The sequence below is a fragment of the Pseudomonas sp. NLJ1 genome, assembly GCF_049486705.1.
In the GTDB taxonomy this organism is placed as follows: Bacteria; Pseudomonadota; Gammaproteobacteria; order Pseudomonadales; family Pseudomonadaceae; genus Aquipseudomonas; species Aquipseudomonas inefficax.
Map to the genome: position 1 here is coordinate 1,580,315 of NZ_CP137735.1, position 13,255 is coordinate 1,593,569.

The following is a 13,255-nucleotide window of genomic DNA, read 5'->3' on the forward strand; positions in this document are numbered from 1 at the left end:
GAGGGCGCCAAGCGCTCTCGGATGCTCGAAGGTGCCCGTGAAACAATCGTCTGAGGGGAAATCCCGATGAATTACAACTGGGACTGGGGCGTGTTCTTCAAGTCCACCGGCGTGGGCAGCGAAACCTATCTGGACTGGTACGTCACCGGCCTGGGCTGGACCATCGCCATCGCCATTTCCGCCTGGATCATCGCCTTGCTGCTGGGCTCGGTCCTCGGTGTCATGCGTACCGTGCCGAACCGTCTGGTAGCAGGTATCGCCACTGCCTACGTGGAGCTGTTCCGCAACGTACCGCTGCTGGTGCAGCTGTTCATCTGGTACTTCCTGGTGCCGGACCTGCTGCCCGAAGGCCTGCAGGAATGGTTCAAGCAGGACCTCAACCCGACCACTTCGGCGCTGATCAGCGTGGTCATCTGCCTGGGCCTGTTCACCGCCGCCCGCGTGTGCGAACAGGTGCGTACCGGCATCCAGGCGCTGCCCCGCGGCCAGGAAGCCGCCGCCCGCGCCATGGGCTTCAGCCTGTCGCAGATCTACACCAACGTGCTGCTGCCGCAGGCCTACCGGATCATCATTCCGCCGCTCACCTCGGAATTCCTGAACGTGTTCAAGAACTCGTCGGTGGCGTCGCTGATCGGCCTGATGGAACTGCTGGCACAAACCAAGCAGACCGCCGAATTCTCGGCCAACCTGTTCGAGGCCTTCACCCTGGCCACGCTGATCTACTTCACCCTGAACATGGGCCTGATGCTGCTGATGCGCATGGTCGAGAAGAAAGTCTCGGTGCCCGGCCTGATTTCCGTAGGGGGCAAATAAATGGACATGGATTTCAGCGAAATCATCCCGGCCCTGCCCGCCCTGTGGGAAGGCATGGTCATGACCCTGCAACTGATGGTCATGGGCGTGGTCGGCGGCATTGTACTGGGGACCATCCTGGCCCTGATGCGCCTGTCGTCGAGCAAGCTGCTGTCGAACGTGGCCGGCGCCTACGTCAACTACTTCCGCTCGATCCCGCTGCTGCTGGTAATCACCTGGTTCTACCTGGCGGTACCATTCGTGCTGCGCTGGATCACTGGCGAGGACACCCCGGTGGGTGCCTTCACCTCCTGCGTGGTGGCCTTCATGATGTTCGAGGCCGCGTACTTCTGCGAAATCGTCCGCGCCGGCGTGCAGTCGATCTCCAAGGGCCAGATGGGCGCCGCCCAGGCCCTGGGCATGACCTACGGCCAGACCATGCGCCTGATCATCCTGCCCCAGGCCTTCCGCAAGATGACCCCGCTGCTGTTGCAGCAGAGCATCATTCTGTTCCAGGACACCTCGCTGGTATACACCGTGGGCCTGGTGGACTTTCTCAACTCGGCACGCTCCAACGGCGACATCATCGGGCGCTCCCATGAGTTCCTGATCTTCGCCGGTGTCGTGTACTTCCTCATCAGCTTCTCCGCTTCGTGGCTGGTCAAGCGCCTGCAAAAAAGGATCACCGTATGATTTCCATCAAGAACGTCAACAAGTGGTACGGGGACTTCCAGGTACTGACCGACTGCAGCACCGAGGTCAAGAAGGGTGAAGTGGTGGTGGTGTGCGGCCCGTCGGGCTCGGGCAAATCCACCCTGATCAAGTGCGTCAACGCCCTGGAGCCGTTCCAGAAAGGTGACATCGTGGTCGACGGCACCTCGATCGCCGACCCCAAGACCAACTTGCCCAAGCTGCGCTCGCGCGTTGGCATGGTGTTTCAGCACTTCGAGCTGTTCCCGCACCTGTCCATCACCGAGAACCTGACCATTGCCCAGCGCAAGGTGCTTGGCCGCAGCGAAGCGGAAGCGACCAAGAAGGGCCTGGCCCTGCTCGACCGCGTCGGCCTCGGTGCCCACGCCAAGAAGCACCCCGGCCAGCTGTCCGGCGGCCAGCAGCAGCGCGTGGCCATTGCCCGCGCCCTGTCGATGGACCCGATCGTCATGCTGTTCGACGAACCGACCTCGGCGCTGGACCCGGAAATGGTCAACGAAGTACTGGACGTGATGGTCGAACTGGCCCACGAAGGCATGACCATGATGTGCGTGACCCACGAAATGGGCTTCGCCCGCAAGGTGGCCAACCGCGTGATCTTCATGGACAAGGGCAACATCATCGAGGATTGCCAGAAGGAAGACTTCTTTGGCAACCCGAGCGCCCGCCACGAGCGTACCCAGCACTTCCTCAGCAAGATCCTGCAACACTGATTTTGCTTCACTGAAGCGGTCGGCGCCGCTGCCCTTTCGGGCAGCAGGCGCTGGTCGTGACAAGGCCACTGTGATGAAATGCGATCCTTCGCTTCTTCTCCCTGCCAAGCCTGCCGTGAAATCCCGCCTGCTCCGCCAATTGCTGTTGCCGCCACTGATCATCCTGCTGATGGTCGGCCTGGGAACGGCCGGCTACCTGATCAGCGAGAGCAACGGTATCCGCGCCCTCAGCGAAAACGGCGAGCGCCAGCTGGAGCTGCACGCGCGCACGGTCGAGAGCGAAATCAGCAAGTACACCTACCTGCCGAGCCTGCTGGAGCTGGAAGACAGCGTCTCGCACCTGCTCACCGACCCTGACGGCGGCTCGCGGCAGGCCGTCAACGAATACCTCGAAGGCCTGAACCGGCGCAGCCGCAGCCGGGCCATCTTCGTGCTCGACACCAATGGCCGGGTCCAGGCCACCAGCAACTGGCGCGATGCCGACTCGTTCCTCGGCGAGGACCTGTCGTTCCGTGCCTACTTCCAGACCGCCGTGCGCGGCGAACCCGGGCGTTTCTACGGTATCGGCAGCACCACTGGCGAGGCCGGTTATTACCTGGCGCATGGCCTGGAGGAACACGGCAAGGTCATTGGCGTGGCGGTGATCAAAGTGCGGCTGGATACCCTGGAAGAGCGCTGGCAACGTGCGCGCCTGGAAGCGTTCGTCAGCGACGAGAACGGCATCATCATCCTCTCCAGCGACCCGGCCCGGCGCCTGAAGTCGGTACGCCCGCTGACCCCGCAAATCAAGGAGCGCCTGGCCCGTAGCCTGCAATACTACTGGTGGCCGCTGAACGAGCTGCAGCCCCTGGCCCGGGAAACACTGGCCGATGGTGTGGAAAAGCTGACCTTCCCGGCCAACAGCGAAACCGCACAGGGCAAGGCCCGCGAAATGGCCTACCTGGCCCAGACCCGGCGGCTGGTCGACACGCCCTGGCATTTTACCTTGCTGACCCCGCTGCAGGACCTGCGCCGCGAATCCATGGTACAGGGCGTCCTGGTGGGCGTGGCCTTCGCCTTGCTGGCAATCCTCGGTATCGCCTGGAACGAACGACGCAAGGTCATCGCCACCCGCCTGGCAGCCCGCGAGGCCCTGCAGGAAGCCAACAGCCAACTGGAGCGACGGATTACCGAACGCACGGCCGACCTGCGTGCCAGCAACGAGCGTCTTAAGGGCCAGATTCGCGAGCGCCGGCATGCCGAACAAACCCTGCGCCACGCCCAGGATGAACTGGTACAGGCCGGCAAGCTGGCCGCCATCGGGCAGATGTCCACCAGCATTGCCCACGAACTGAATCAGCCGCTGGCCGCGCTGCGCACGTTGTCCGGCAATACCATACGCTTCCTCGAACGCGGGGCGCTGGAAACCGCCAGCACCAACCTGCGCACCATGAACGACCTGATCGACCGCATGGGTCGCATCACCGCCAGCCTGCGTTCGTTCGCCCGGCGCGCTGACGACAGCGGCCAGGCCTCGCTTGCCAAGGCGGTTGACGCTACCCTGCAGGTGCTGGCCAACCGCATCAGCGCCTGCCACCTGCAGTTGCACAATCAGTTCGAGGACCAGCAGCTGGCGATCGACCAGACCCGGTTGGAGCAGATCCTGGTCAACCTGATCGGCAACGCCCTGGATGCCATGGCCGCCCAGCCGCTGCCGCAACTGTGGCTGGAAGGCGAGCTGCAGGGCGACAAGTACCGTTTGCAAGTGCGCGACAATGGCCATGGCATCGACGCCGAGGCGCGCAAGCACCTGTTCGAACCTTTCTTCACCACCAAACCGGGCGAACATGGCCTGGGCCTGGGCCTGACCCTGTCGGCGAGCCTTGCCGCCGCCGCCAAGGGCAGCCTCAACGTCGAGCACCCCGCCAGTGGCGGCACGGCGTTCGTCCTGGCCCTGCCCCTGGCCTCCCCCCCTAGCGAATCGGCAGAGCACCCATGACCCAAGCGCCTCTTACTGTCCTGATCGTCGAAGACGACCCGCATGTGCTGCTCGGCTGCCAACAGGCGCTGGCCCTGGAGGACATCGCCTGTGAAGGCGTGGGCAGCGCCGAGCAGGCGCTGGAACGCATCGGCGACGACTTCGCCGGCATCGTCGTCAGCGATATCCGCCTGCCGGGCATCGATGGCCTGGAGCTGCTCAACCGCCTCAAGGCCCGCGACCGCAGTCTGCCGGTGGTGCTGATCACCGGCCACGGCGATATCGACATGGCGGTGGGCGCCATGCGCAATGGCGCCTACGACTTCATGGAAAAACCCTTCTCCCCAGAGCGCCTGGTCGACGTGGTGCGCCGTGCCCTCGAACAGCGCGGGCTGTCGCGCGAAGTGGTGGCCCTGCGCCGCCAGCTGGCCGAGCAGAGCAGCCTGGAGGGGCGCATCATTGGCCGTTCGCCGGCCATGGAGCACCTGCGCGAACTGATCGCCAACGTCGCCGATACCTCGGCCAACGTGCTGATCGAAGGCGAAACCGGTACCGGCAAGGAACTGGTCGCCCGCTGCCTGCACGACTTCAGCCGCCGCCAGGGCCAACCGTTCGTGGCGCTGAACTGTGGCGGCCTGCCGGAAAACCTGTTCGAAAGCGAGATTTTCGGCCACGAGGCCAACGCCTTCACAGGTGCCGGCAAACGCCGCATCGGCAAGATCGAACATGCCAACGGCGGCACGCTGTTCCTCGACGAAGTGGAGAGCATGCCGATCAACCTGCAGATCAAGCTGTTGCGCGTGCTGCAGGAGCGCACTCTGGAGCGGCTGGGCTCGAACCAGAGCATTGCGGTGGACTGCCGGGTGATCGCCGCCACCAAGTCCGACCTGGATGCCATGGGCCAGAGCGGCCAGTTCCGCAGCGACCTGTATTACCGGCTGAACGTGGTAACCCTGGAGCTGCCACCGCTGCGCGAGCGCCGCGAAGATATCCTGCAGCTGTTCGAGCACTTCCTGCAGCAGTCGGCCCTGCGCTTCGACCGTGAAACACCTGCATTGGACAGCCAGACCCTGTCGCGCCTGATGGCCCACGACTGGCCGGGCAATGTGCGTGAACTGCGCAACGTCGCCGAACGCTATGCCCTCGGCCTGCCAGCTTTCAAGAAAGGCCCCAGCGGTGGTGCCAGCCAAGGTTTGGGCTTTGCCGAGGCGGTGGAAGCATTCGAGCGCAACCTGCTCGGCGATGCCCTGCAACGTACCGGCGGCAACCTTAGCCAAGCCAGCCAGGAGCTGGGCATGGCCAAGACCACGCTGTTCGACAAAGTGAAAAAATACGGCCTCGGCTGACCTCAATCCCAACTGGAAAGACAACGTGGACCTGGTATTCAAAGCGGCCCTGGGCGCTGGTGTGGTATTGCTGCTGGCGGTGCTGTCGAAGACGCGCAATTACTACATCGCCGGGCTGGTGCCGCTGTTCCCGACCTTCGCCCTGATCGCCCACTACATAGTCGGCAAGGGGCGCAGCATTGCCGACCTGAAGACCACCATCCTGTTCGGCATGTGGGCGATCATTCCGTACTTCGTGTACTTGGCGACCTTGTATGTGCTGGTCGACCGCATGCGCCTGGAGGTATCGCTGGCGTTGGCCACCGTGGCCTGGCTGATGGCCGCGACGGTTCTAGTGACCTTGTGGGTGCGGATGCACTGAGACTGACCGGCTGACTCCGGCCTTTGTGGGAGCGGGTTCACCCGCGAAGAATCCAGCGCGGTGTATGGCACCGGCGTTGCCGGTGTTCGCGGCTAAAGCCGCTCCCACAGGTACCGCGTAAACCTTAAACCTGTACTGCACCTGTGGAAGCAGGCGCGCCGGTTCAAAGCCCTGCGATATGCGTGTCATCCTGCCGATGTGCCTGCAGATAGGGCAACACCGCCCCCAGCAACGGCGCCTTGAACGGCTCCTGGAAGCGGTGCGCCAACCCCGGTATCAAGCGCAGCTGGCTGCCCTGGATATGCGCCGCCAAATGCACGCCATGCATGACTGGCAACAAAGGGTCGGCCGTGCCGTGCACCACCAATGTCGGCACCCTCAGCTGGTTCAATAGCTCAACCCGGCTCGGCTCGGCCAGTATCGCCATGATCTGGCGCTTGGCCCCGTCAGGGTTGAACGCCCGGTCATAGGCCACCGCCGCCTGCTGCAGCAACGCCGCACGGTCGTCACGCACGTCGGGGCTACCCAGCGCAGCCAGCAGGTCGGCCTGTTGCTCGATGGCCACTTCGCGGTTCGGTGCGCTGCGCCGGGCCAGCAACTGCACCAGCGCCGGGGCCGGCGCTGGCAGCCCCGCCGCCCCTGAACTGGACATGACCAAGGTCAGGCTGCGCACCCGCTCGGGCGCCATTGCAGCCAGGTGCTGAGCAATCATGCCGCCCATGCTCACACCCAATACATGAAACTGGCGCACACCCAATGCATCCATCAGGTGCACGCCATCATCCGCCATGTCGGTCAGCGTGTACGGCGCCGCCATCGGCAGGCCCAGCTTGTAGCGCAGCAGTTCGACCGTCAGGTTGGCCGACGGCGGCACCTGGTTCCAGCGCGACAGCCCGACATCGCGGTTGTCATAGCGGATCACCCGAAAGCCCTGTCGGCACAACGCCTCGACCACATCGTCCGGCCAGTGAATCAACTGCCCGCCCAGGCCCATCACCAGTAGCAAGACCGGGTCGCGTGGCGCGCCGACGCTCTGGTACACCAGGCTGACCGCGCCCAGTTCGGCACGCTGCACCGGCACGTGGGCGTCACAACGCTGTTCAGCAAAACCCGCAGGAACGCCGAATACAAAGAAAAGAAAAAGCCAAAAAGCCCGCATGAAAGAAACACCAGAATGCAGATCCCCAGTAGAACGCGAGTCTGATGAATTCTGTTCGGGCGCGCTGCCACAGTTCGGTGACAGTTTGATGACTCCCGCCAGGCGGTGCGGCCGAACGCCCAGTCGACAGGCACGGCAACATGAGGGAAACTCAACTCATTCCCTGTTTCCTCAAGTCCACACACCGGAGTCAGCTGTGCTGGAGATCCGTCACCTGAAAACCCTTCATGCCCTGCGCGAGGCCGACAGCCTGGTAGAGGCCGCCGAGCGCCTGCACCTTACCCAGTCGGCGCTGTCACACCAGTTCAAGGAGCTGGAAGAACGCCTGGGCCTGCCGCTGTTCGTGCGCAAGACCAAGCCGATCCGCTTCACCAGTGCCGGTTTGCGCCTGCTGCAGCTGGCCGATGCCACCCTGCCGCTGCTGCGCGGCGCCGAACGTGACATCGCGCGCCTGGCCGGCGGCACCGCCGGGCGCCTGCACATGGCCATCGAATGCCACAGTTGTTTCCAATGGCTGATGCCGACCATCGACCAGTTCCGTGACGCCTGGCCGGAGGTGGAGCTGGACCTGGCCTCCGGCTTTGCCTTCGCCCCACTGCCGGCCTTGGCCCGCGGCGACCTCGACCTGGTAGTGACTTCCGACCCGCTGGACCTGGCGGGCATCACCTACGTGCCGCTGTTCACCTACGAGGCGATGCTGGCGGTGGCCAACCAGCATCCGTTGGCCAGCAAGCCCTACATCGTGCCGCAGGACCTGCTCGACCAGACCCTGATCACCTACCCGGTGGAGCGCGACCGCCTGGACATCTTCACCCGCTTCCTGGAACCGGCCGACATCGAGCCCGCTGCCGTGCGCACCTCGGAGCTGACGGTGATGATGATGCAACTGGTGGCCAGCGGCCGTGGCGTGTGCGGCATGCCGCACTGGGCGCTGCACGAGTACAGTTCGCGCGGGTATGTGAAGGGCAAGCGCCTGGGTGAGAAAGGCCTGTTCGCCACGCTTTATGCCGCCGTGCGCACCGACATGCTCGATGCGCCATACATGCGCGACTTCCTGCTGACGGCCAAGGACACCTCGTTCGCCACCCTCGATGGCGTCAGTGCGGTGCGCTGACGGCCTGGCGGTAAAGCGGCAGGATCAGGTCGCGGGTCAGGGGCGCCAGCTGCATGGCGGGTACCTGGTCAGCGGCCAGCCACACCACCTCCTCTATCTCCGCGGCCGGCAGCACGGCTGCGGCGCTGTCGACACGAAACAGTTCGGCCTGTACCTCGAAGCCTGGCTCGTTGGCGGCCGGGGCACTGAACTGGCCCAGGTGCACGGCCTGGGCCGGGTCAATGTGCAGGCCCAGTTCCTCATGCAGCTCGCGCACCAGCGCCTGCACCGGGGTTTCGCCAGCATCGATCTTGCCGCCGGGCTGCATGAAGGCCTGGGTGCCGCGTTTGCGTACCAGCAGGGTGCGGCCTTGGGGGTCGATCAACAGGGCGGCGGCGATGCGGATGGTGTTGGGCATGGGTGGGCTCACCTGAAACAATGGCCGGGGAGGATCCCATGGGGGTCATTGGCCTGACAAGGCCGGTGTTTCCTGTGCCGGCCTCTTCGCGGGCGCGCCCGCTCCCACAGGTGCACCCACAGGGCCAGAGAGCGGCGCTGTACCTGTGGGAGCGGGTTTACCCGCGAAGAGGCCAGCACAGGTCAAAGCTTATTTCACAGACGAACGGCCCCTTGCCAACCCGCCCCACACCCTCCATAACCAACACATGAACCTGCCCGCCAAACACCACCCGGTGCTCGAGCTGTTCCACCCCGCCGTGCGCACCTGGTTCCGTCGCCACTTCGCCACGGTGACCGATGCCCAGGCCCAGGCGTGGCCGTTGATCCATGCCGGCCAGTCGATGCTGCTGGCCGCGCCGACCGGTTCGGGCAAGACCCTCAGCGCGTTCCTTGCCGTGCTCGACGAACTGTTTCGCCAGGGCCTGGAGCATCAGGGCGAACTGCCCGCACGAACCCAGGTGGTCTATGTTTCGCCACTCAAGGCGTTGTCCAACGACATCCGTCTGAACCTGCAGGCGCCGCTGGAAGGCATCAGCCAGGCCCTGGCGGACCAGGGCCTGAACGCCCCGCGCATCACCACGGCCGTGCGCAGCGGCGACACCCCACAGAAGGAGCGTGCCGCCATGCGCAAGCTGGCGCCGCACATCCTGGTGACCACACCCGAATCGCTCTACGTGCTGATGGGCTCGGCTTCGGGCCGTGAAGGCCTGGCCAGCGTGCACACGGTGATCGTCGACGAAATCCATGCCTTGGCCGGCAACAAGCGCGGCGCCCACCTGGCACTGACCCTGGAGCGCCTGCAGGCCCTGTGCAACCGGCCATTGCGGCGTATCGGCCTGTCGGCCACGCAACGCCCGGTCGAGCGAGTGGCGCAATTCCTGGTCGGCAACGACCGTCCCTGCGCAATCGTCGATGTCGGCCATGCTCGGCAGCGCGACCTGGCCATCGAGGTGCCGCCAGTGCCGCTGGGTGCAGTGATGGCTACCGATGTCTGGGGCCTGGTCTATGACCGCCTGGCCACCCTGGCGCGCGAACACCGCACCACCCTGGTGTTCGTCAACACCCGGCGCCTGGCCGAGCGCATCACCCGCCACCTCAGCGACCGCCTGGGGAAAGAGGCGGTTGCCGCGCATCACGGCAGCCTGGCCAAGGAACTGCGCCTGGATGCCGAACAACGCCTGAAAAACGGCCAGTTGCAGGTGCTGGTGGCCACTGCGTCGCTGGAGCTGGGCATCGATATCGGCGACATCGAGCTGGTCTGCCAGATCGCTTCGCCAGGTTCGATCGCGGCCTTGCTGCAGCGGGTCGGCCGCGCTGGCCACCAGGTCGATGGCGTGCCCAAGGGGCGTCTGTTCCCGACTTCGCGCGATGACCTGATCGAATGCGTGGCCCTGCTCGACTGCATACGCCGGGGCGAGCTGGACGAACTGCACATTCCTCGGGCGCCGCTGGATGTGCTGGCCCAGCAGATCGTAGCCGAGGCCAGCAACCAGCCCTGGCACGAACAGGCCCTGTTCGACTGCCTGCGCCAGGCCACGCCCTACGCCGAACTCGACCAGCAACATTACCAGGCGCTGCTGCGCATGCTCGCCGAGGGCTACAACGGCCGCCAGGGCGTGCGCAGTGCCTACCTGCACCGCGATGCGGTGAGCGGCACCCTGCGTGGCCGTCGTGGCAGCCAACTGACCGCGCTGACCAGCGGCGGCACCATCCCCGACAACGCCGACTACGCCGTGCTGCTCGAACCGCAGGCGCTGAACATCGGCAGCGTCAACGAAGACTTTGCCGTGGAAAGCATCGCCGGCGATATCTTCCAGCTGGGCAATGCCTCCTATCGCATCCTGCGGGTCGAACCAGGCCGGGTGCGGGTGGAGGATGCCCATGGCCTGCCACCGACCATCCCGTTCTGGCTGGGCGAGGCGCCGGGGCGCAGCGACGAGCTGTCTGCCGCGGTGGCCCGGCTGCAGGCGCAGATCGACCAACAGCTGGCTGACAACGACCAGGCCGAGGTGCTGGCATGGTTGCAGGGTACTTTCGAGCTGGGCGAAGGCGCCGCCAGCCAGTTGCTCGACTACCTGGCCCGCACCCGCGAAGTGCTCGGCGCCCTGCCCTCGCAGGACACGCTGGTGATGGAGCGCTTCTTCGATGAGTCCGGCGGTACCCAGCTGATCATCCATTCACCCTACGGCAGCCGCATCAACCGCGCCTGGGGGCTGGCCCTGCGCAAGCGCTTCTGCCGCACCTTCAACTTCGAGCTGCAGGCGGCGGCGAGTGAGGACGCCATCGTGCTGTCGCTGTCCTCCAGTCACAGTTTCGAACTGGACGACGTGTGGCGTTACCTGAATAGCCGCAGCGCCGAGGCGATCCTGGTCCAGGCGCTGCTCGATGCGCCGCTGTTTGGCGTGCGCTGGCGCTGGAATGCCGGCGTGACCATGGCCCTGCCGCGCTTTGTCGGCGGACGCAAGGTGGCGCCACAGATCCAGCGGATGAAGAGCGAAGACCTGATTGCCGCCGTATTCCCCGAGCAGATCGCCTGCCTGGAGAACATCGTCGGCGAGCGGCAGATTCCCGATCATCCGCTGGTCGAGCAAACCCTCGACGACTGCCTGCACGAGGCCATGGACAGCGAAGGCTGGCTGGCGCTGTTGCGGCGTATGGAAAGCGGCGCAGTGCGCCTGCTGTGCCGCGACCTGCCCGCCCCTTCGCCGCTGGCGTCGGCCATCCTCAACGCACGGCCTTATGCCTTCCTGGATGACGCACCACTGGAAGAACGGCGCACTCAGGCAGTGCTCAACCGGCGCTGGAGCGAGGTGCAGAACGGCGACGACCTGGGCGCGCTGGACGCCGATGCCATTGCCGCCGTCGCGGCCGAGGCCTGGCCGCAGCCGGGCAACGCCGACGAAATGCATGAAGCGTTGATGGGCCTGGGTGCCATCAGCCAGGACGAAGTGCAGGGCAATGCCAGCTGGGAGCTGCTGCTCAGGCAGTTGGCCAAGGCCGGCCGGGCCCTGCGCCTGGTGGATGAAAAGCTGTGGCTGGCGCGTGAGCGGTTGAGCCTGCTGCAGGCACTGTACCCCGGCTCCCGGCTGGAACCTGCGTTGCAGGTACTGCCTGGCTTCGATCAGGTCATCGAGCCGGACGTTGCGCTGGTCGAACTGTTACGAGCCCGCCTGAGCGGCCATGGCCCGCTGACCCGCGCGCAGATTGCGGCAGCACTTGGCAAGCCGCCGCAGGCCATCGAACAGGCCTTGGCCCGCCTGGAGGCCGAAGGCTATGTGCTGCGTGGGCATTTCAGCCCTGGCGCAAGCGAACTGCAATGGTGCGAGCGCCATTTGCTGGCACGCATCCATCGCTACACGGTCAAACGCCTGCGCCGGGAGATCGAGCCGGTCAGCCTGCAGGACTTCATGCGCTTTCTGTTCGACTGGCAGCACCTGGCCAACGACACACACCTGCGTGGCCCGCAAGCGGTGGCTGAGGTCCTTGGCCAGTTGCAAGGGTTCCCGAGTGCCGCCGGAGCCTGGGAAGCCGAACTGCTGCCGGCACGTATCAAGGACTACAGCCCGCACTGGCTCGACGATGCGTGCCGTAGCGGGCAGTTCGCCTGGAGCCGGCTGGCGGCGACGGTGTCGAGCAACACCCTGTCGAGCACACCGCTGGTACTGCTGCCGCGCGAGCACCTTGGCCTGTGGCGCAGCCTGGCCCCCGTGCCTGCGGTGGATAGCCTCGGCGCACGGGCGCAACGCGTCCACCAGGTGCTGAACGCATATGGCGCGCTGTTCTTCGACGAGCTGGCACACGACGCCCACCTGCTGCCCAGCGAGTTGGAAACGGCCTTGCAGGAACTGGTAGGCGCAGGCCTGGTGGGAGCCGACAGCTTCACCGGCCTGCGCAGCCTGATCACCCCGGCGGCGAAACGCACATCGCGCAACAGCCGACGCGGCCACCCGCCGCTGTCCAGCAGCATGTCCCATGCCGGGCGCTGGGCCTTGCTGCGCAGGGGCGCTGTAGACGACAGCCAGCGCCTGGAGCACATCGCCCGGGCCCTGCTTCGGCGCTATGGCGTGGTGTGCTGGCGCCTGCTGGAGCGTGAAAGCGATGTGCTGCCGCCCTGGCGTGAACTGCTGCGCTGCTATCACAGGCTGGAAGCGCGTGGCGAGATTCGTGGCGGGCGCTTCATTGCCGGGCTCGCCGGCGAACAATTCGCCTTGCCGGAGGCGGTGGGGCTGCTGCGGCAGGTGCGGCGGCGTGAATTGGACGGGGCATTGGTGGTGGTAAGTGCCAGTGACCCGCTGAACCTGGTCGGGTCGTTGCTGCCGGGGGCGAAAGTGCCAGCGGTGAGTGGCAACCGTTTGTTGTATCGCGACGGAGTGCCGGTGGCGGTGCGGGTGGCCGGGCACTATTCGTACCTGGTCGAAGCGCCGGCACAAGAGCAGGAAAGCTGGCGGCAGAAGCTACTGCGCGACACTTTCTGAATGCCTTCACGGCATGCACAGGCCCTGTAGGAGCAGCCTTGTGCTGCGAAGAGGCCATTATTGCCGAAGACAATCTGTATCCCTGCTGGCCTCTTCGCAGCACAAGGCTGCTCCTACAAAAGCCCGCGTTGGCCTGAAGACCGTTGCCAGGTCTCTGCGAGAATGATTTTCGCTACCCCGAATTTCATT

10 protein-coding genes are annotated in these 13,255 nt (G+C 65.3%); 8 read left to right on the top strand and 2 right to left on the bottom strand.

Annotated elements, in window-relative coordinates:
• Positions 1-66: 66 nt before the first annotated feature.
• The 6 genes from R9B85_RS07035 (at position 67) to R9B85_RS07060 (ending at position 5,880) form a co-directional block, all read left to right on the top strand.
• Positions 67-813, top strand: a complete 747-nt coding sequence (locus R9B85_RS07035; protein ID WP_112250591.1) for an amino acid ABC transporter permease — start codon at positions 67-69, stop codon at positions 811-813.
• Positions 814-1,485, top strand: coding sequence for an amino acid ABC transporter permease (locus R9B85_RS07040; protein WP_075046155.1), 672 nt, complete (start codon positions 814-816; stop codon positions 1,483-1,485).
• Positions 1,482-2,216, top strand: coding sequence for an amino acid ABC transporter ATP-binding protein (locus R9B85_RS07045; protein ID WP_003258023.1), 735 nt, complete (start codon positions 1,482-1,484; stop codon positions 2,214-2,216). Before R9B85_RS07040 ends, R9B85_RS07045 begins: the two co-directional genes overlap by 4 nt.
• Positions 2,217-2,289: 73 nt before the next feature.
• Positions 2,290-4,194 (top strand): sensor histidine kinase, encoded by a 1,905-nt coding sequence (locus R9B85_RS07050; RefSeq protein WP_207877361.1) that lies wholly within the window; start codon positions 2,290-2,292, stop codon positions 4,192-4,194.
• Complete coding sequence (locus tag R9B85_RS07055) at positions 4,191-5,519, top strand: sigma-54-dependent transcriptional regulator (RefSeq protein ID WP_112250589.1); 1,329 nt, start codon at positions 4,191-4,193, stop codon at positions 5,517-5,519. The genes R9B85_RS07050 and R9B85_RS07055 overlap by 4 nt, the downstream gene beginning before the upstream one ends.
• Before the next feature lie 25 nt (positions 5,520-5,544).
• The gene (locus tag R9B85_RS07060; RefSeq protein ID WP_112250588.1) at positions 5,545-5,880 is read left to right on the top strand and encodes a GlpM family protein; all 336 of its coding nucleotides are present in this window, start codon (positions 5,545-5,547) and stop codon (positions 5,878-5,880) included.
• 163 nt (positions 5,881-6,043) lie between these two features.
• On the opposite strand, the gene R9B85_RS07065 is transcribed toward R9B85_RS07060, so the two are convergent.
• On the bottom strand, positions 6,044-7,039 hold the full coding sequence (locus tag R9B85_RS07065; protein WP_112250586.1) for an alpha/beta fold hydrolase: 996 nt from the start codon (positions 7,037-7,039) through the stop codon (positions 6,044-6,046).
• A gap of 196 nt (positions 7,040-7,235) precedes the next feature.
• Here R9B85_RS07065 and metR point away from each other — a divergent pair, with 196 nt between their 5' ends.
• Positions 7,236-8,153 (top strand): transcriptional regulator MetR, encoded by a 918-nt coding sequence (metR, locus tag R9B85_RS07070; RefSeq protein WP_003258025.1) that lies wholly within the window; start codon positions 7,236-7,238, stop codon positions 8,151-8,153.
• Here the strand turns inward: metR and R9B85_RS07075 are convergent.
• Positions 8,137-8,550, bottom strand: a complete 414-nt coding sequence (locus tag R9B85_RS07075) for an NUDIX hydrolase (RefSeq protein WP_112250584.1) — start codon at positions 8,548-8,550, stop codon at positions 8,137-8,139. The genes metR and R9B85_RS07075 overlap by 17 nt on opposite strands.
• Before the next feature lie 247 nt (positions 8,551-8,797).
• On the opposite strand from R9B85_RS07075, the gene R9B85_RS07080 reads away from it, so the two are divergent.
• Positions 8,798-13,066, top strand: a complete 4,269-nt coding sequence (locus R9B85_RS07080; RefSeq protein ID WP_112250582.1) for a DEAD/DEAH box helicase — start codon at positions 8,798-8,800, stop codon at positions 13,064-13,066.
• Positions 13,067-13,255 lie beyond the last annotated feature (189 nt).

Excerpts from the sequence above, each read along its gene's own strand:
- R9B85_RS07035 (WP_112250591.1), top strand. The coding sequence starts at position 67 with ATGAATTACAACTGGGACTGGGGCGTGTTCTTCAAGTCCACCGGCGTG.
- R9B85_RS07040 (WP_075046155.1), top strand. The coding sequence starts at position 814 with ATGGACATGGATTTCAGCGAAATCATCCCGGCCCTGCCCGCCCTGTGG.
- R9B85_RS07045 (WP_003258023.1), top strand. The coding sequence starts at position 1,482 with ATGATTTCCATCAAGAACGTCAACAAGTGGTACGGGGACTTCCAGGTA.
- R9B85_RS07050 (WP_207877361.1), top strand. The coding sequence starts at position 2,290 with ATGAAATGCGATCCTTCGCTTCTTCTCCCTGCCAAGCCTGCCGTGAAA.
- R9B85_RS07055 (WP_112250589.1), top strand. The coding sequence starts at position 4,191 with ATGACCCAAGCGCCTCTTACTGTCCTGATCGTCGAAGACGACCCGCAT.
- R9B85_RS07065 (WP_112250586.1), bottom strand. The coding sequence starts at position 7,039 with ATGCGGGCTTTTTGGCTTTTTCTTTTCTTTGTATTCGGCGTTCCTGCG.
- R9B85_RS07075 (WP_112250584.1), bottom strand. The coding sequence starts at position 8,550 with ATGCCCAACACCATCCGCATCGCCGCCGCCCTGTTGATCGACCCCCAA.
- R9B85_RS07080 (WP_112250582.1), top strand. The coding sequence starts at position 8,798 with ATGAACCTGCCCGCCAAACACCACCCGGTGCTCGAGCTGTTCCACCCC.